The sequence below is a fragment of the Mesorhizobium sp. Arg314 genome (assembly GCF_053714275.1).
This window is the reverse complement of the sequence record NZ_JBSKBP010000047.1, coordinates 15788-33168: the sequence shown is the minus strand read 5'-3', so window position 1 is coordinate 33168 and position 17381 is coordinate 15788. Positions and strand designations below refer to the sequence as shown.

16 protein-coding genes are annotated in these 17381 nt (G+C 65.3%); 7 read left to right on the top strand and 9 right to left on the bottom strand.

Annotated elements, in window-relative coordinates:
* A partial coding sequence (locus ACWGS9_RS29630; protein ID WP_454508574.1) for an NAD(P)(+) transhydrogenase (Re/Si-specific) subunit beta occupies positions 1-105 on the top strand: 105 nt, incomplete at its 5' end.
* A gap of 78 nt (positions 106-183) precedes the next feature.
* Here the strand turns inward: ACWGS9_RS29630 and gyrB are convergent.
* Positions 184-2655 carry a DNA topoisomerase (ATP-hydrolyzing) subunit B gene (gene gyrB / locus ACWGS9_RS29625; RefSeq protein WP_454508572.1) on the bottom strand — a complete coding sequence of 824 codons (2472 nt, stop codon included), beginning with the start codon at positions 2653-2655 and terminating at the stop codon, positions 184-186.
* Between the two features lie 170 nt (positions 2656-2825).
* Between gyrB and ACWGS9_RS29620 the strand changes: the two genes are divergently transcribed.
* The gene (locus tag ACWGS9_RS29620) at positions 2826-3011 is read left to right on the top strand and encodes a hypothetical protein (protein WP_454508571.1); all 186 of its coding nucleotides are present in this window, start codon (positions 2826-2828) and stop codon (positions 3009-3011) included.
* Positions 3012-3017: 6 nt separating this feature from the next.
* On the top strand, positions 3018-4388 hold the full coding sequence (locus ACWGS9_RS29615; protein WP_454508570.1) for a cytochrome P450: 1371 nt from the start codon (positions 3018-3020) through the stop codon (positions 4386-4388).
* A gap of 7 nt (positions 4389-4395) precedes the next feature.
* Here ACWGS9_RS29615 and ACWGS9_RS29610 read toward each other — a convergent pair whose 3' ends face one another.
* The 6 genes from ACWGS9_RS29610 to ACWGS9_RS29585 form a co-directional block, all read right to left on the bottom strand.
* Positions 4396-5379 (bottom strand): complex I NDUFA9 subunit family protein, encoded by a 984-nt coding sequence (locus tag ACWGS9_RS29610; protein ID WP_320213007.1) that lies wholly within the window; start codon positions 5377-5379, stop codon positions 4396-4398.
* Positions 5380-5826: 447 nt separating this feature from the next.
* Positions 5827-6828: an Ldh family oxidoreductase gene (locus ACWGS9_RS29605; RefSeq protein ID WP_454508569.1), complete on the bottom strand. Its 1002-nt coding sequence runs from the start codon at positions 6826-6828 to the stop codon at positions 5827-5829.
* Positions 6829-6924: 96 nt separating this feature from the next.
* Positions 6925-7734: an ABC transporter permease gene (locus ACWGS9_RS29600; protein ID WP_454508568.1), complete on the bottom strand. Its 810-nt coding sequence runs from the start codon at positions 7732-7734 to the stop codon at positions 6925-6927.
* Positions 7734-8444, bottom strand: coding sequence for an ABC transporter permease (locus tag ACWGS9_RS29595; protein ID WP_454508573.1), 711 nt, complete (start codon positions 8442-8444; stop codon positions 7734-7736). Before ACWGS9_RS29595 ends, ACWGS9_RS29600 begins: the two co-directional genes overlap by 1 nt.
* Before the next feature lie 152 nt (positions 8445-8596).
* Positions 8597-9394: a transporter substrate-binding domain-containing protein gene (locus ACWGS9_RS29590; protein WP_454508567.1), complete on the bottom strand. Its 798-nt coding sequence runs from the start codon at positions 9392-9394 to the stop codon at positions 8597-8599.
* A 56-nt stretch (positions 9395-9450) separates the two neighbouring features.
* Entirely contained in the window at positions 9451-10266 is an 816-nt protein-coding gene (locus ACWGS9_RS29585) for an ABC transporter ATP-binding protein (protein WP_454508566.1), read from the bottom strand.
* A gap of 211 nt (positions 10267-10477) precedes the next feature.
* Between ACWGS9_RS29585 and ACWGS9_RS29580 the strand changes: the two genes are divergently transcribed.
* The 4 genes from ACWGS9_RS29580 to ACWGS9_RS29565 all read left to right on the top strand — a co-directional run bounded on the left by ACWGS9_RS29580 (position 10478) and on the right by ACWGS9_RS29565 (position 14517).
* Positions 10478-11350 carry a dimethylarginine dimethylaminohydrolase family protein gene (locus ACWGS9_RS29580; RefSeq protein WP_454508565.1) on the top strand — a complete coding sequence of 291 codons (873 nt, stop codon included), beginning with the start codon at positions 10478-10480 and terminating at the stop codon, positions 11348-11350.
* Entirely contained in the window at positions 11320-11988 is a 669-nt protein-coding gene (locus ACWGS9_RS29575; protein WP_454508564.1) for a TetR family transcriptional regulator C-terminal domain-containing protein, read from the top strand. The genes ACWGS9_RS29580 and ACWGS9_RS29575 overlap by 31 nt, the downstream gene beginning before the upstream one ends.
* On the top strand, positions 11985-13565 hold the full coding sequence (locus ACWGS9_RS29570; protein WP_454508563.1) for a 5-guanidino-2-oxopentanoate decarboxylase: 1581 nt from the start codon (positions 11985-11987) through the stop codon (positions 13563-13565). Before ACWGS9_RS29575 ends, ACWGS9_RS29570 begins: the two co-directional genes overlap by 4 nt.
* A gap of 244 nt (positions 13566-13809) precedes the next feature.
* Positions 13810-14517, top strand: a complete 708-nt coding sequence (locus tag ACWGS9_RS29565; RefSeq protein WP_454508562.1) for an SDR family NAD(P)-dependent oxidoreductase — start codon at positions 13810-13812, stop codon at positions 14515-14517.
* Between the two features lie 75 nt (positions 14518-14592).
* Here ACWGS9_RS29565 and rpsA read toward each other — a convergent pair whose 3' ends face one another.
* The gene (rpsA, locus tag ACWGS9_RS29560; protein WP_320213016.1) at positions 14593-16290 is read right to left on the bottom strand and encodes a 30S ribosomal protein S1; all 1698 of its coding nucleotides are present in this window, start codon (positions 16288-16290) and stop codon (positions 14593-14595) included.
* 206 nt (positions 16291-16496) lie between these two features.
* Positions 16497-17147: a (d)CMP kinase gene (cmk, locus tag ACWGS9_RS29555; protein WP_454508561.1), complete on the bottom strand. Its 651-nt coding sequence runs from the start codon at positions 17145-17147 to the stop codon at positions 16497-16499.
* Between the last annotated feature and the right edge of the window lie 234 nt (positions 17148-17381).

Here is a 17381-nt window from a genome sequence, read left to right as displayed (position 1 = left end):
TATGCCGGCATCGACAACACGCTGTTCTACAAGGACGGCACCATGATGCTGCTCGGCGACGCCAAGAAGATGACCGAGGAAATCGTCAAGGCCATGGATCATTGATCAGCCGCAGCTTCCGCAAAAAAAGCCCGACGTGGTCGGGCTTTCTTGTTGCGGAAAACTGTCGGCCCCGGATTCCGCTCAGATGTCCAAATTAGCCACCGACAGCGCGTTGTCCTGGATGAACTCGCGCCGCGGTTCCACCTCGTCGCCCATCAGCCGCGAGAACAGCGAGTCGGCATCGGTCGCGTCGTTGACCTTGACCTGCAGCAGCGAGCGCACATTCGGATCCAGAGTGGTTTCCCAGAGCTGCTCGGCATTCATCTCGCCAAGGCCCTTGTAGCGCTGCATGGTGAGCCCCTTGCGGCCGGAGGCGAACACCGCGTTGAGCAGCGCCAGAGGCCCCGAAAGCAGCTCCGAGCTCTCCTTGCGGCGCAAGCTCGGCTGTTCGCCATAGACTTCCGCCAGGCGCGACGCGTAGCGGTCGAGCTGGCGCGCATCGGCCGAATTGATCAGCCCGGCATCGAGCTGCGCCACATCCTTCACGCCGCGCACGGTGCGTTCGAAGACATAACCGCCGGAACCGTCATTGGAGGTCGACAGCCGGCCGGTCCAGCCGCGCTCGGTCTCCTCGGCGATCATGTCGAGCCGCCGGGCGACACGCTCGGCCATGGCGTTGGCGCGGCCGAGATCGGCAAGCACGTCGGCATTGAGCGCGCCGGCAATCGCCGCCTGCTCGACGACGCTGCGGTTGTAGCGCGTGTGCAGCCCGTTGATCAGCTGGCGCACCGCCAGCGCATCGTCGACGGAGCTGCGCAGATCCTGTCCTGCCCGCACCTCGCCGGAGGCAAGTACAAGCGAAGCCTCGTCCAGCCCCGACTCGATCAGATATTCCTCATAGGCGCTTTCGTCCTTGAGATATTGCGAGCTTTTGCCCCGCGTCACTTTGTAGAGCGGCGGCTGGGCGATGTAGAGGTGGCCGCGCTCGATCAGCTCCGGCATCTGCCGGAAGAAGAAGGTGAGCAGGAGCGTGCGGATGTGGGCGCCGTCGACGTCGGCGTCCGTCATCAGGATGATCTTGTGGTAGCGCAGCTTGTCGGCGTTGAACTCGTCCTTGCCGATCGAGGTGCCGAGCGCGGTGATCAGCGTGCCGATCATGTCGGAGGAGAGCATGCGGTCGAACCGAGCGCGTTCGACATTGAGGATCTTGCCGCGCAGCGGCAGGATCGCCTGGTTCTGGCGCGAGCGCCCGCCCTTGGCCGATCCGCCGGCCGAGTCGCCCTCGACGATGAAGATTTCCGATTTCGCCGGATCGCGCTCCTGGCAGTCGGCAAGCTTGCCGGGCAGCGAGGTGACGCCGAGCGAGCTCTTGCGCGTGATGTCGCGCGCCTTGCGCGCGGCCTCGCGCGCTGCCGCCGCCTGGATCACCTTCTCGACCACCACCTTGCCTTCGCTCGGGTGCTCTTCCAGCCACGTGCCCAGCGCCTCGTTGACCAGGCTTTCGACTACCGGGCGGACCTCGGACGAAACCAGCTTGTCCTTGGTCTGCGAGGAAAATTTCGGGTCCGGCACCTTGACCGAGAGAACGGCGGTCAGGCCCTCGCGGCAGTCGTCCCCGGTCAGCGAGACCTTTTCCTTCTTGGTCTGGCCGGAAGATTCGCCGTAGCCGGTGATCTGCCTGGTCAGCGCCGCGCGGAAGCCGGCCAGATGGGTGCCGCCGTCGCGCTGCGGGATGTTGTTGGTGAAGGCCAGCACATTCTCGTGGTAGCTGTCGTTCCACCACATAGCGACTTCCACGGTGATGCCGTCGCGCTCGGCGCGAATGGCGATCGGCGTTTCGATCAGCGGCTTCTTCACCCGGTCGAGATATTTGACGAACTCCTCCAGGCCGCCGTCATAATGCAGCTCATGGCGCACGAGGTCGGCATGGCGCGCATCGGTCAGGATGATGCGCACGCCGGAATTGAGGAAAGCGAGCTCGCGCAGCCGGTGCTCCAGCGTGCCGTAGTCGAACTCGACCATGGTGAAGGTCTCGGCCGACGGGAAGAAGGTGATTTCGCTGCCGCTGCGGCCTTCGTTGGTGCCGGGCTGCTTGTCCTGCTCGTAGCTGCCGGTCACCTTCAGCGGCGCGTCGGCATTGCCATGCGTGAAGCCCATCTCGAAGATTTCGCCGTTGCGGCGGATCTTGAGCTTGAGCCAGGCGGAAAGCGCGTTGACCACCGACACGCCGACGCCGTGCAGGCCGCCGGAAACCTTGTAGGAGTTCTGGTCGAATTTGCCGCCGGCATGCAGCTGCGTCATGATCACTTCGGCCGCCGAGACGCCCTCGCTGGAATGGATATCGGTGGGAATGCCGCGGCCGTTGTCGATGACGGTGACGGAACCGTCGGGATTGAGCGTCACCGAAACGAGGTCGGCGTGGCCGGCCAGCGCCTCGTCGATGGCGTTATCCACCACCTCATAGACCATGTGATGCAGGCCCGAGCCGTCATCGGTGTCGCCGATATACATGCCCGGCCGCTTGCGCACGGCATCCAACCCCTTCAAAACCTTGATGGAATCGGCGCCGTACTCGGCTTCCGCGCCAATGGCGCTCTCGGTCTGGTCGCTCATGAAAACCTGTCTGATTGGTGGCGCTGATACAACGCGGAAAAATGGCCCCGAATCGCGCCGTTTTGATGTCCTAGATATAGGCGCAAACGGCTGCTTTTCCAAGGTTTGCGGGCATTTTGCCGGCTTGGCGGCAAGGTCCTTCCACGCCTGCACGAGATACTGGCGCGTCCATGGGGACGACCGATTGCGAAAGCCGCCCCGAAGCGCAGCCTCGTAACCGCGTTCTCTGGGGAAATTTTCGCGCCTATGCGGCGGTGCGCAGCGTCTTCAGCGCCCAGCTCCAGCGGAACAATCCGTCGAGCATCGTCCTTGCGGACGGTCACATGGACGTCCGCTTCATCGGGCACTACATTTGACGCATCATGGACACCAAGCCCGTCCCCTTTGTGCCGCCCGCGCCGAAGCCGCGGACCACGCCGCCCTCGACGCTGGAGATGATGCGCATCGTCTACCGCAATCCCCTCGAGCTGTGGGGCGAGCACACCTACAACGAGCCCTGGATTTCGGCGAATGGCGTTGGTGGACATCTGATCGTCGCCAACGATCCCGGCCTCATCCGCCATGTGCTGATCGACAACGCCAAGAACTACAAGATGGCGACGGTCCGCCAGCTGATCCTGCGCCCGATCCTGCGCGACGGCCTGCTCACCGCCGAGGGCGAAGTGTGGAAGCGTTCCCGCAAGGCGATGGCGCCGGTGTTCACGCCGCGCCACATCTTCGGCTTCGCCGAGCCGATGCTGAGACGCACGCTGGAATTCGTCAGCCGCTACGAGGCCGGCGGCATGTCCGACATCGCCCACGACATGACGCTGCTTACCTATGACATCCTCGCCGAGACGCTGTTTTCCGGCGAGATCGCCGGCGAACCCGGCAGCTTCGCCGGGGAGATCGACCGCCTGTTCGAAACCATGGGCCGCGTCGATCCGCTCGACCTGTTGCGGGCGCCCGAATGGCTGCCGCGCCTTACGCGCCTCCGCGGCCGCAAGACCATGGCCTATTTCCGCAACATCGTTGCCGGTACGGTGAGGATGCGCGAAGAACGGATGAAGCGCGATCCGGACGGCGTGCCGCAGGATTTTCTCACGCTTCTCCTGCGGGCCGAGGGACCGGACGGGCTGACCCGCGCGGAAGTCGAGGACAACATCATCACCTTCATCGGCGCCGGCCATGAGACGACCGCGCGGGCGCTCGGCTGGACGATCTATTGCCTCGCCGAGGCGCCCTGGGAACGCGACAAGGTCGAGCAAGAGATCGACGCCGTGCTGGCGCGCGAGCCCGATCCGACGAAATGGCTGGATGCCATGCCGCTCACCCGGGCAGCTTTCGAGGAGGCGCTGAGGCTCTATCCGCCGGCGCCTTCGATCAACCGCGAGCCGATCGAGCCGGAGACTTGGAACGGTCTCTATATCCCGAAATATGCCGCGGTCCTGGTGATGCCCTGGGTCGTGCATCGCCACCGCAAGCTATGGGACAGGCCGGACGCCTTCATGCCGGAGCGTTTCCATCCGGAAAATCGCGACAGGATCGACCGCTTCCAGTATCTGCCCTTCGGCGCCGGCCCGCGCGTCTGCATCGGCGCCAGCTTCGCCATGCAGGAGGCGATCATCGCACTGGCGATCCTGTTGTCGCGCTTCCGCTTCGACGCGACGGCCGAGACCCGGCCATGGCCGGTGCAGAAGCTCACCACGCAGCCGCAGGGCGGCCTGCCGATGCAGGTCTCCCGCCGCGCCTGAGCTTTTGTTAGCGGTCGGCGATCGGCCGGCGCTGCTGGAACTGGCCTGCGGCGCGGAAGCGCCAGAGATAGCTCGGCAGGATCGTGGCGATCGCCTGCGGCTGGATGCCGAGCCCGGCAAGCGTCCTGGCGGCCTTGGCGGCTTCGTCCGAAACGACGTTGTGCGCGCGCAGTTGCAGCACTTGGTCCTTGGTCAGGAGCGGATTGGGCAGAAGCTGGAGGATCGACGCCTGGATGTTCGCCACCCACCACGGCACCGGCACCAGCAGACGCCGGCGGTCGATGACCGCGAGCAGCTCTTCCATGCATTCCTTGAAGGTCAGCACCTGCGGCCCGCCGAGCTCATATATCTCGCCGCCCTTGACCTTGCCGTCGACCGAGCGCGCGATCGCTTCGGCGACGTCGCCGACATAGACCGGCTGGAATTTCGTTTGCCCGCCGCCGATCAGCGGCAGGATGGGCGAGAGGCGCGCCATGCCGGCGAAGCGGTTGAAGAAGCTGTCCTCCGGCCCGAAATTGATCGACGGCCGGAAGATGACGGCGTCCCCGATCGTGTCGAACACGGCTTTTTCGCCGAGTGCCTTGGTGCGGGCATAGTCGGACGGCGAATTGAGATCGGCGCCGAGCGCCGAGATCTGGGTGAGGCCGGCGCCGACCGAGCGTGCGGCCTCGGCGACGGCGCGCGCGCCGAAATCGTGCACGGCGCCGAATTTCTGGCGGCCGGTTTCATGCAGGATGGCGACCAGGTTGACGACATGGTCGGCGCCCTGCACGGCGCGGTCGACCGACCAGCGCACGCGCACATTGGCCTGCACGGGCTGGATCTGGCCGACATTGCCGAGCGGCTGGACATGGCCGGCAAGGTCGGGCCGCCGGCAGGCGACCCGGATGCGGTAGCCGCGCTTGGCCAGCGCCCGCACGACATGGCGACCGACGAAGCCCGAGCCGCCGAAGACGACGACGAGCTTGGGGGTCTGCAGGATTTCGGTCATGACTGGCTCCGCGCGCGAAAATGCTTGGCTGAAGCCGTTTCTTAATCCGTTTCTCGCCAAAGGCAAAGAGCGACCGGAGGTCGCCGCTGCTTGTTTTGCATCGTCCGGAAAGCCCCTGCCGATGTGGGCGCGTCGACCGAGTGGCGACTGCCGCCGCGGATCACGAAGAAGGCCGGGATTGCCGCCCGGAAACGTGATCGAAAATGCAGAAAACCCTGCCGAAGCAGGGTTTTCCGGGCAGTGTCCACGCCGAAACAGGGTCCAACGAGGCGACCTGACCTGAGACGGTATCAAGGTGGCGTGAAGCAAGCACGCCCGCCTCCGCCCTGAACGCCCGGCGCGGCGCCGCCAACCGCGAGCCGAACGAAGCCAACCAGGCGGCTCGCGGCGTGGGGTGCCGCAGATGGGTCGTGTCAGGGCCGCTAAAGGTTCGATCGCGCGCGAAATTCAGGCCGAATAACGCTCGGCGAATTCCGAAATGCGCTGCACCACCGCCTTGGACGTGGCGATCCCGCGCGCCTTTGCCTTCTCCGCGTTCTCGGCGCGGGAGCGGCCGGGAATATGCACGCCATAGCGCCGCCGCAGCCGGTCGAGCTGGTCCTTCATGCGCCGCTCGAATTCCGGATCGAGCAGCTTGGGTTCGATGGCGAGAACGAAGAGGCCGGTGCCGGGGCTGTCCGGTCCGCCCGAGAACCAGGGCGCGTCGAGCGACCAGTTTGCGCCGGAGATGCCCGCCGCCAGCACCTCGACCATAAGCGCGATGTTGGCGCCGCGCTGGCCACCAAAGGCGAGCATCGCGCCCTTCATCGCCGCCGCCGGATCGGTGGTCGTGTTGCCGCTGGCATCCAGCGCCCAGCCTTCGGGGATTTTCTTGCCGTCCTCGGCCGCCTTGCGGATGTTGACGAAGGCCGTGGCGCTCGACGACTGGTCGATGACCAGCGGCGCCCCGTCGGCGGCGGGCGCTGCGAAGGACATTGGATTGGTGCAATAGACCGGCTTGATCGAGCCTGAGCCGGCAAGCACCGCCGGTCCGTTGGTGGCGGCGAAGGAGACCAGTCCCTGTTCCGCCAGCCGCCCGGTGAAATAGCCGAGCGCGCCGCAGGTATAGGCGTTCTTCTGCGAGAAGATGGCGACGCCGAACAGCTTCGCCGCCTTTACCAGGTCGTCGATCGTGCGGTCGAAGCCGGTATGGGCAAGCCCGCCGCGCGCGTCGGAGAGATAGACGGCGAGCGCCGGCCGGGTGATCACCGGCTCGGCGTTGCCGTCGATGCGGCCAGCTTCGAGCGCTTCCAGATAGTCGATGAAATGCGATAGCCCCACCGTAGACAAGCCTTCGGCCTCCGCTGCGATGATGGAGGCGACAAGCGATTGTGCCGCCTCCTCATTGGCGCCGGCGCCGAGCGCGGCCATGCGGCATAGGCCTGTTGCCTGGTCGAGAGTGAGTTGCATCAGGGCTGCTCCTGATTGAGTAGGAAAGTAGGGAGTAGTCAGTAGTGGAAAACCAGCAAGCGGCCCACTGCTCACCACTCACTATTCACTACTCACTTACCCGATCTTGACCGGGATACGAGCCTCTATCCGACTGAAGACGAAAACCAGGATGCCGGTGATCGTCATATAGATCAGCGCCAGCAACAGCAAAGGCTCGTAGGTCAGATACGTGTCCTGGCGCACCTTGGAGGAGACGGCGAAGATGTCGATGACGCTGATCGTCGCCACCAGCGGCGTCGACTTCAGCTGCAGCACGGTCTCGCCGGTCAGCGTCGGCAGCGCTCGGTAGAAGGCCTGCGGCAGCCAGATGCGCCGGAAGATTTTCCAGCGGCTCATGCCGAAGGCGCGGGCGGCCTCGAGCTGGCCTCTGGGCACACCGGCAAAGGCGCCGCGCATCACTTCGCCCTCATAACCGGCGAAGGAGAAGGTCAGCGCCACCACACCGTACGGCCAGGCCTGCCTGAGATACGGCCAAAGCCACGATTCGCGGATCCACGGATATTGCGGGAAGATCGAGCCGAGGCCGTAATAGAGCAGCCACAGCTGCAGCAGCAGCGGCGTTCCACGGATGATGGTGCAGAAGACCTTCGCCGGTGCCGAGAACCAGATCGGTCCGCCGGCCTGGGCGAGCCCGAGCGGCACGGCAAGCGCAAAGCCCAGCGCGCAGGTGACGGCGAGCAGCCAGAGCGCCCGCCAGATACCCATCAGCCCCATTTCCCAATATTGCGGCAGCCAGTTCCAGCGCATGAAGAAGGCGGCGCAGAGGATGAGCGCCAAGGCTATCAGGATCAGAACGATGCGGTGCGGCTTGAGCCAGATCGAGGCGCGCGCCGCCATGTTGATCGCGGTGGCTTCGGCCGACATCAGCGCGCCTCCTTGACGGAGGGCATGCCGCGCCGAGACCAGGCCTCGACGCGGCCGATGATCAGGTTGGAGAAGAGCGACAAGGCAAGATAAAGCGCACCGGCGGCGAGGTAGAAGAGCAGGTAGGCTTTGGTGACGCCCGCCGCCTGGCGCGTCGCCAGCGTCAGTTCGAAGAATCCGACGACGGCGAGCAGCGCGGTGTCCTTGGTGGCGATCAGCCACAGATTCGCCAGGCCGGGGATGGCGAAGGGCAGCATCGCCGGCACCGTGACGCGTCGCAGCATCAGGCCCGGCGACATGCCGTAGGCGCGGGCGGCCTCGATCTGGCCTTGCGGGATGGCGAGGATGGCGCCGCGGATGACTTCCGTCGAATAGGCGCCCTGGACGAAGCCCAGCACGAAAATGCCGGCCGCTAGCCCGCTGATGTCGACACGGCTGTAGCCCATTGCCGTCAGCACCTGGTTGATGAGGTCGGTGCCGGCATAATAGAGCAGCAGGATCAGCACCAGTTCCGGCACGGCGCGCACGACGGTCGTATAGACCGCGAGCAGGTCGCGCGTCACCGGGCCGCCGTAAAGCTTGCCGAAGGCGCCGGCGGTGCCGATCATGAGGCCGAGGCAGGTGGCGCCTATGGCGATCTCGACCGAATGCAGCAGGCCGACCAGCAGCGTGCCGCCCCAGCCGGGCGCCACGGGCGACAGGAGTTCCATGATGCCGGCCGCGGAGGCCGGAAGAAAGGTGTCGATCAGCTTCGCCCCCGGATTGCTGCTGGCAAGCCGCTGGCGGCCAGGCCAGCGGCGGGCATGCGTGGCAAGGTCGGGCATGGCGCGGGCGCCATGCCCTCACTCATTCGCAAGAGGGCTCAGTTCGACTGCGGGGCGCCGCCATAGATGTCGAAGTCGAAGTACTTCTTCGAGATCTCGTCATACTTGCCGTTGGCGCGGATCGCCTTGATGCCGGCGTTGAACTTTTCCTTGAGCGCTGTGTCTTCCTTACGGATGCCGGCGCCGACGCCCGGTCCAAGCACCTCGTCGTCCGGGGCCACCATGCCCTTGAGGTCGCAACAGGCCTTGCCCTGGTCCGACTTGAGGAATTCGCCGAGCGCGATCGAGTCGGCCTGCACCGCGTCGATACGGCCGGCGGCCAGATCCTGGTTGGCTTCATCCTGGGTCTGGTATTCCTTGATCTCCTGCGCGCCGGTGAAGTGCTTCTTGGCGTACACGGCATGCACGGTCGAGACCTGGACGCCGATCACCTTGCCCTTGAGATCGTCCGGCGTGGCGCCGAACTTCTGGTCCTTCGACCCGATAATCGCGGTCGGCGTGTTGTAGTACTTGTCCGAGAAGTCGATCGTCTTCTTGCGCTCGTCGGTGATCGACATGGAAGAGACGATGGCGTCGATCTTCTTGGTCGTCAGCGCCGGGATGATGCCGTCCCAGGCAACCGGCGTGATCACGCAGTCGAGTTTCTCCTCGGCGCAGACGGCGTCGACGAAGTCGATCTCCCAGCCTACCCATTTGCCGCTGGCATCGGGCGAGGTGAAGGGCGGATAAGGCTCGGCGGCGACGCCGATCTTGACCTGCTCGGCCTTGGCCACGCCACCCATCGCTGCAACGCCGAGAAGCAGCGCGGCGGCGAATGTCTTGAGAACAGTCTTCATGTCAGGACTCCCAGTTTGTTGTTGTTCCCGGTTTTCGCCCCGCTTGATGCCGGCTCCTAGCCGACATTGCGGAGGAATTGTTTGAGCCTTTCGGATTTGGGCGCGCCGAACAACTGTTCCGGCGACCCTTCTTCCTCGACCAGCCCGTTGTAGAGGTAGACGACATGCGTCGCGACCTCACGGGCGAACTTCATTTCATGCGTCACCAGCACCATGGTGCGCCCCTCGCGCGCCAGGTCGCCGATCACTTTCAACACCTCGCCGACCAGTTCGGGATCGAGCGCGGAAGTCGGCTCGTCGAACAGCATGACGCGCGGATTGATAGCCAGCGCCCGGGCGATCGCGGCGCGCTGCTGCTGCCCGCCGGACAGGAAAGCCGGATAGACGTCGCGCTTCTCCGCCAGCCCGACCCGGGCCAGCAGCTTCTCAGCCTGGGCGATCGCCTCGTCGCGCTTGACGCCGAGCACATGCACCGGAACCTCGATGACGTTCTCGATCAGCGTCATGTGGCTCCACAGGTTGAAATTCTGGAACACCATGCCGAGCCGGGAGCGGATGCGCTCGATCTGCCTGCGGTCGGCCGGAACGGTGTGGCCGTGGCTGTCGGCCTTGAGCTTGATCTCCTCGCCATTGACCCGGATGATGCCGCTGGTCGGGTTTTCCAGGCAGTTGATGCAGCGCAGCAGCGTCGATTTGCCGGAGCCGGAGCCGCCGATGATGGCGACCACCTCGCCGTCGCGCGCCGACAGCGAAACGCCTTTCAGCACGTGCAGCTGGCCAAATTTCTTGTGCAGGTTTTCGACATGGATGGCTTCGGCGGCGCCGCCTTGCGCCTCGCCGGATGGGGCTGCGGCAGCTCCCACAGCGCTCACCGGGTGACCTCTATAGGGGCGACGGCAGTTCGTCGAACGTCCATCCGGCTAATCAACATACGCTGTATTGTCCCACTCCAGACTGCAGCATGGACCCGACAGCGCGAGCCCGTCAATCCCGCTCATTACGGCACTTGCGGCCTTGTTGTGCAAGTGTATAAATAGCCTTTCATGAAATTTTCACGATTTTTTTCATCTTAAAAGGGTATCGATGAGCGCTTTCGGATCACAATCCATGGCGGCGCCGCTGCGGCGCGTGCTGATGCGGTCGGCGGCCAACGCCATGCGCGACGCCGACGGGGCTGTCTGGCACTATGGCCCGGGATTCAATCCGGCGAAAGCAGCGTCGCAGCACGCGGTCCTTGCCGAACTGGTGGCGGCTTCCGGCGCCCAGATCGAATGGATCGAGGACAAGGCCGACGCACTTTCGGAATCGGTGTTCACGCACGACCCATCGCTGATGACCGACCGCGGCGCGCTGATCCTGTCCATGGGCAAGCCGTTGCGTGCCAGGGAGCCCTCGCTGCATGAGGAGACCTACAAAAGACTGGGCATTCCGATCCTCGGCCGCGTCGAGGCTCCCGGTCAGGTCGAAGGCGGTGATTGCGTATGGGTGGATGCCCGCACGCTGGCCATCGGGCGCGGTGTCCGCTCCAACCAGGAAGGCATCCAGCAGCTTTCCAATCTGCTGACGCCGCTGGGCATTTCCGTCTACGGCTTCGATCTGCCGCTGTGGCAGGGCGAAGAGGCGTGCCTGCATCTGATGTCGGTGATCAGCCCGCTGGCCGACGACCTCGCACTGGTCTATTCACCGCTTTTGCCGGCCCCGTTCTATCAGATGCTGAAGGCGCGAGGCATCCGGCTGGTCGAAGGCGACGCCGAAGAGTTCGCCGCTTCCAACGGCCTCAGCCTGAACGTGCTGCCGACCAGCCCGCTCAAGGTCATTGCCGTTGCAGGCTTTCCCAGGACCAAAGCCGCGATGGAAGCCGCCGGCTGCAAGGTTGAGATATTCGAAGCGGATGCGCTGTGCATCGCCTGCGAAGGCGGGCCGACATGCCTGACGCGCCCGATCCTGCGCCAATGAACGCGCGCCGCAAGTTCCGCCGCGAGGGCGAGGAGCGGCGGCGGCAGGATTTGATCGATGCGACACTGGACTGCGTGGCGGAATATGGCCTGCAGGGCGCCACCTTGCGCACCATCGCGTTGCGTGCCGGCGTCACCGCCGGGCTGATCCGGCACTATTTCCCCGGCAAGGAAGAATTGCTGCAGGAAGCCTATACGGCGCTGGTCGGCCGCATGACCGAGCAGGCGAAAGCGGCGCTGGTCATGGAAGATGCCTCGCCGCGCCGACGCCTTGCGGCTTTCGTCACCGCCAACCTCAATGCGCCGATCATCGACCAGCGGGTGTTTTCGCTCTGGGCAACCTTCCTCGGCCGCGCCAGCGCGGATCCGACGCTCGCCCGCGCCCACCGCGAAGGCTATCTTGGCTTTCGCAACGAGGTGGAGGCGGTTGTGGCCGAAGTGCTCGCCGCCGAACAGCGCAAGACCGACGCGAGCGAGCTGCGCCACCATGCCATCGCGATCAATGCGATCATCGACGGGCTCTGGATCGAAGGCTGCCTGGCCGGCGAGATGTTCTCGCCCGGCCAATTGGCGGCGATTGGCATCAAGGCTGTCGAGGCCGAACTCGGCCTCGCTCAGGAAAGGGGAAAAAAGCAATGACCACCATCGGCGAAGCGCTGATCACTCTGCTCGAAGCACATGGCGTCGATACCGTCTTCGGCATTCCGGGCGTGCATACGGTGGAGCTCTATCGCGGCCTGGCGCGCTCGAAGATCCGTCATGTCACGCCGCGCCACGAACAGGGCGCCGGCTTCATGGCCGACGGTTATGCGCGGGCCGGCGGCCGGCCGGGCGTCGCCTTCGTCATCACCGGGCCGGGCCTCACCAACACCATCACCGCCATGGGCCAGGCGCGCGCCGATTCGGTGCCGATGCTGGTCATCTCCGGCGTCAACGCCACCGACACACTCGGCAAGGGACTGGGCTTCCTGCATGAACTGCCCGATCAGCGCGGCATGATGGAAAAGGTTGCGCTGTTTTCCGAGCGTGTCACCGAGGCCGAGCAACTGCCGGGCGCGCTCGCCCGCGCCTTCGCGCTGTTTTCGTCGGCGCGGCCGGGGCCGGTCCATATCGAGATCCCCACCGATGTCATGGTGAAACCCGCCGACGGCGTCGCGGCAGCGCTGAGCAATGCCGCGCCGCCCGTCCCGGATGCGGCGGCGATCGCCGAGGCGGCGCGGCTTTGCCAGGCTGCCCGCCGCCCGCTGATCCTTTCGGGCGGCGGCGCCAAGAAGGCCGACGCTGCGTTGCGGCGTCTGGCCGAGACGCTTGGCGCGCCCGTGGTCGAGACCGCCAATGCGCGCGGCCTCATGCATGGCCATCCCCTTTGCGTGCCGGCGAGCCCCAGCCTCGAGGCCGTGCGCGCGCTGATGGCCGACGCCGATCTGGTGATCGCGGCCGGCACCGAATTCGGCCCGACCGATTATGACGGCTATGGCGATGGTGGCTTCGTGCTGCCGAAGAACCTGATCCGTATCGATATCGGCGCCGACCAGATCGCCCGCCGTCCGGTGACGGTCGGCATCCAGGCGGATTGCGCCGAAGGGATCGAGGCCTTGCTTGCTGCGATCGGGCCGGGTCATCCTGCGGCCAAAGACGGCGAAGCCCGTGCGGCCGCCGCACGGAAGGCCGCGCTGGCCGAGCTGAAGCCGGAGTATCTGGCGCAGGTTCGCGCCGTGGAGACGATCCGCGACGTGCTGCCGGGCGCCATCATCGTCGGCGATTCGACCCAGCCGATCTATGCCGCCAACCTCTATTACGACCACGACCGTCCCGGCGGCTGGTTCAACGCCGCGACCGGCTTCGGCGCGCTGGGCTACGGTCCGCCGGCGGCGATCGGCGCCGCACTTGCCGTGCCGGAGGCGCCGGTGGTGTGCCTTACCGGCGACGGCGGCTTCCAGTTCACCCTGCCGGAGATCGGCGCCGCGCTTGACGCCGAAACGCCGGTGATCTTCGTCGTCTGGAACAATCGCGGCTATCGCGAGATCGAGACCTCGATGCTCGATGTCGGCGTCGAGCCGGTCGGCGTGTCGCCGGCGCCGCCGGATTTCTGCAAGCTCGCCGAGGCCTATGGCATCGAGGCCGAGCGGCTGGCCGAGGTCGGCCGCCTTGCCGACGCGCTGAAGCGTGCCCGCGCAGCCGGCAAGCCGCGCGTCATCGAAATCACCGTCGACTGAAAGAGGTGGCGGCCGGTGCGACTGTCGGGTTGGTCCCAAGCCGGCGCCCGGCAAATCTCACCATCAGATCCATTCCAGACGGCGGCTGGCTTGATCTCGCCCGCGACAGCCCGACGCATGCAAAGACGCTGCGCCTGCCATGTCGATATTTCAATTGAGTGACAACGCGAAAGGCGCGACGTTCCAGTCTGGGGCGGCATAACCAAAAGAAATAATCATAAAAAGTGACAGGAGCGGTCGAAGTATGACGGAAACGCTTAACGGCAGGCATGTCGTGGTGACGGGCGGCACTGGGGCGCTCGGCGGCGCGGTTGTCGGCAGATTGCTGGAGCAAGGCGCGATCTGCCACGTGCCCAATGCCCACGCGGCGGCCCCGCCGCATTTTCCTTACGCAGCCCACGTCAGCGTGCATCTGGCGCACAATGTCGACCTGTCGGATTCGGCCAAGGTCGAAGCCTTCTATCATCAGGTCCCCGAGCTCTGGGCCTCGATCCACCTTGCCGGCGGCTTCACCATGGCGCCGGTTGAAAAGATCGAGTCGGCTTCGTTCGCTGAAATGATGGACACCAACGCCCGCACGGCCTTCCTGTGCAGCCGCGCCGCGGTGCGCTCGATGCTGGCGTCCGGCACGGCCGGCCGCATTGTCAATGTCACCGCGCGCGCCGGTCTCGATCCGAGGCGCGGCTCCGGCATGGTCGCCTATGCCGCAAGCAAGGCGGCGGTCGCGGCGATGACGGTGGCCATGGCCGAGGAGTTGAAAGGCAAGGGTATACTGGTCAACGCCGTGGCGCCCTCGACCCTCGACACGCCCGCCAACCGCGCCGACATGCCCGACGCCGATTTCGGCAAATGGGTCAGCCTCGAGGCCGCGGCGGAAGCGATCGCCTACCTCGCCTCGCCTACCAACCAGGTCATGAGCGGCACGCTGGTGCCGCTCTACGGCCGGGCCTGACGCAGAAAGCTCACGGACAAAGAAAAACCCCGCCGGATCGCTCCGGCGGGGTTTTTTGTTCGGTAGGCGGGGGACTTAGCTGCCCTGCTTCTTCAGCGCCGCGCCCAGGATATCGCCCAGCGAGGCGCCGGAGTCGGTCGAGCCGTACTGGGCGACCGCTTCCTTCTCCTCGGCGATTTCCAGCGCCTTGATCGAGACCTGCAGCTTGCGGGTCTTCTTGTCGAAGGCGATGACGCGGGCATCGACCTTCTGGCCGACGGTGAAGCGCTCGGGGCGCTGCTCGTCGCGGTCGCGCGAAAGATCCGAACGCTTGATGAAGGTCTCGATGCCGCTGTCGACCAGCCGCACGTCCAGGCCGCCATCCTTCACGCCGATGACCTCGCAGGTGACGACGGCGTTCTTGCGCAGTTCGCCCGAAGTCGCCGCTTCGCCGACCGCGTCACGGGCCAGCTGCTTGATGCCGAGCGAGATGCGCTCCTTCTCGATGTCGACGTCGAGCACCTGCGCCTTGACCATGTCGCCGCGATTGTACTCTTCGATGACCTGCTCGCCCGGACGGGTCCAGTCGAGGTCGGAGAGGTGGACCATGCCGTCCACGTCGCCTTCCAGGCCGATGAACAGGCCGAACTCGGTCTTGTTCTTGACCTCGCCCTCGACCTGGCTGCCGACCGGATGGCTCGAGGCGAAAGCCTGCCACGGGTTCTCCAGCGTCTGCTTGAGGCCGAGCGAGATGCGGCGCTTGGCCGGATCGACCTCGAGCACCACCACGTCGACTTCCTGCGTCGTCGACAGGATCTTGCCGGGGTGCACGTTCTTCTTGGTCCACGACATTTCCGAAACGTGGATGAGGCCCTCGATGCCCGGCTCCAGCTCGACGAACGCGCCGTAGTCGGTGATGTTGGTGACGGTGCCCTTGATCTTCTTGCCGATCGGGAACTTGGTGCCGATATCCGACCACGGATCCGACTCGAGCTGCTTCATGCCGAGCGAGATGCGGTGGGTTTCCTGGTTGATGCGGATGATCTGCACCTTGACCGTCTGGCCGATGTTGAGGATCTCGGTCGGATGGTTGACGCGGCGCCATGCCATGTCGGTAACATGCAGCAGGCCGTCGATGCCGCCCAGGTCGACGAACGCACCGTAGTCGGTGATGTTCTTGACCACGCCTTCGACCACCTGGCCTTCCTCGAGGTTCTGCACGATTTCCGAACGCTGTTCGGCGCGGCTCTCTTCGAGAACGGTGCGGCGCGACACCACGATGTTGCCGCGACGGCGATCCATCTTGAGGATCTCGAAGGGCTGCGGGTTGTGCATCAGCGGGGTGACGTCGCGGATCGGACGGATATCGACCTGGCTGCGCGGCAGGAACGCCACGGCGCCGTCGAGGTCGACGGTGAAGCCGCCCTTGACCTGGTTGAAGATGACGCCTTCGACGCGCTCACCCTTGGTGAACTTCTCTTCGAGACGGACCCAACTCTCCTCGCGGCGAGCCTTCTCGCGCGACAGCATGGCTTCGCCAAGCGCGTTCTCGATGCGCTCGACATAGACTTCGACGGTGTCGCCGACCTTGAGAACGGATTCCTTGCCCTTGGCGCCGAATTCCTTCAGCGGCACGCGGCCTTCGACCTTGAGGCCGACGTCGATGATGGCCATGTCCTTTTCGATCGCGGTGATCGTGCCCCGGACAACCTGGCCCTCGCCGGAATGGCCGGCGGTGAATGATTCTTCGAGCATGCTCGCGAAATCGTCGCGAGACGGATTAGCTACTGACATTGTTTCTCCTGGAATACCCCGCATCTTGAGCGGAGCGGGCGCCGTGGGTTAGCGTTGCGTTGAGCCTGCCGGCGTTCCGGGCTGAAAGCCCTTGGCCGCTGTTCAGGCGGCAAGTCCGGCGCATAAAGAATGCTGGCAGGCTGGTTCGTGCCCGATATGGGCATTTTCCTCGCCTCCGGCAACGGAAGCCCAAGGAAAAACCCGGATCAGGCCTTGTTTCTCTTGGCAAGGACATCGTCAACGATCGCCATTGCCGCCAGAAACGCCGCTTCTATAGCCATTTCGCTGGTATCAAGCAAGTGCGCGTCCGCCGCTGGCTTGAGCGGCGAGTCCGCGCGGCCCATGTCGCGTTCGTCGCGACGCTCGATGTCGGCGAGGATGGTGGCGAAGTCGGCGCTGCCGCCCATGCTCTCGATCTCGGCCAGCCGGCGCCTTGCGCGCACCGCGGCACTTGCCGTGACATAGAGCTTGATGTCGGCGTCGGGGCACACCACGGTGCCGATGTCGCGACCGTCGAGCACCGCGCCCGGCGGCGCCTTGGCGAAGGCCCGCTGCTTCTCGACCAGGATGCGCCGCACCGTGGGAATGACGGCGACTTTGGAAGCCGCCTCGCCGACCGCATGCGCCGACAGCACCGTGCGGTCGAGATTCGACAGGTTGACCTGCCGCGCGGCCGTTTCGGCCGCCGAGACATTGTCGAGCGGCAGGCCGAGCTCGAGCAGCTTGTGCGCCACCGCGCGATAGGTCAGGCCGGTGTCGAGCAGGTTCAGCCGGTAGTGATCGGCGAGACGGCGCGCGAGGGTGCCCTTGCCGGCGCCGGCGGGGCCGTCGATGGCGATGGTGAAGGTGTGGGTCATTGGCGAGCCGATGCGATCGGGGGGCACGATGAATAGGACAGGCGCCGCGTTCCTTCGCACCCCCCTCTGACCTGCCGGACATCTCCCCCGCAGGGGGGGAGATTGGCGGCTGCTGCGCCCCGCTCAATCCTGCGACGTTGGCGATTAGCGAAAGCCCGCGTGCCAGCTGATCTCCCCCCTTGCGGGGGAGATGTCCGGCAGGACAGAGGGGGGTGCTGTCCCGCCAACAGCTCA

Coding starts and splice junctions, on each gene's coding strand:
- ACWGS9_RS29570 (WP_454508563.1), top strand. CDS start 11,985: ATGACCACCATCGGCGAAGCGCTGATCACTCTGCTCGAAGCACATGGC.
- ACWGS9_RS29565 (WP_454508562.1), top strand. CDS start 13,810: ATGACGGAAACGCTTAACGGCAGGCATGTCGTGGTGACGGGCGGCACT.
- ACWGS9_RS29575 (WP_454508564.1), top strand. CDS start 11,320: ATGCCTGACGCGCCCGATCCTGCGCCAATGAACGCGCGCCGCAAGTTC.
- ACWGS9_RS29615 (WP_454508570.1), top strand. CDS start 3,018: ATGGACACCAAGCCCGTCCCCTTTGTGCCGCCCGCGCCGAAGCCGCGG.
- ACWGS9_RS29590 (WP_454508567.1), bottom strand. CDS start 9,394: ATGAAGACTGTTCTCAAGACATTCGCCGCCGCGCTGCTTCTCGGCGTT.
- cmk (WP_454508561.1), bottom strand. CDS start 17,147: ATGACCCACACCTTCACCATCGCCATCGACGGCCCCGCCGGCGCCGGC.
- rpsA (WP_320213016.1), bottom strand. CDS start 16,290: ATGTCAGTAGCTAATCCGTCTCGCGACGATTTCGCGAGCATGCTCGAA.
- gyrB (WP_454508572.1), bottom strand. CDS start 2,655: ATGAGCGACCAGACCGAGAGCGCCATTGGCGCGGAAGCCGAGTACGGC.
- ACWGS9_RS29600 (WP_454508568.1), bottom strand. CDS start 7,734: ATGTCGGCCGAAGCCACCGCGATCAACATGGCGGCGCGCGCCTCGATC.
- ACWGS9_RS29605 (WP_454508569.1), bottom strand. CDS start 6,828: ATGCAACTCACTCTCGACCAGGCAACAGGCCTATGCCGCATGGCCGCG.
- ACWGS9_RS29610 (WP_320213007.1), bottom strand. CDS start 5,379: ATGACCGAAATCCTGCAGACCCCCAAGCTCGTCGTCGTCTTCGGCGGC.
- ACWGS9_RS29580 (WP_454508565.1), top strand. CDS start 10,478: ATGAGCGCTTTCGGATCACAATCCATGGCGGCGCCGCTGCGGCGCGTG.
- ACWGS9_RS29595 (WP_454508573.1), bottom strand. CDS start 8,444: ATGGAACTCCTGTCGCCCGTGGCGCCCGGCTGGGGCGGCACGCTGCTG.
- ACWGS9_RS29620 (WP_454508571.1), top strand. CDS start 2,826: ATGGGGACGACCGATTGCGAAAGCCGCCCCGAAGCGCAGCCTCGTAAC.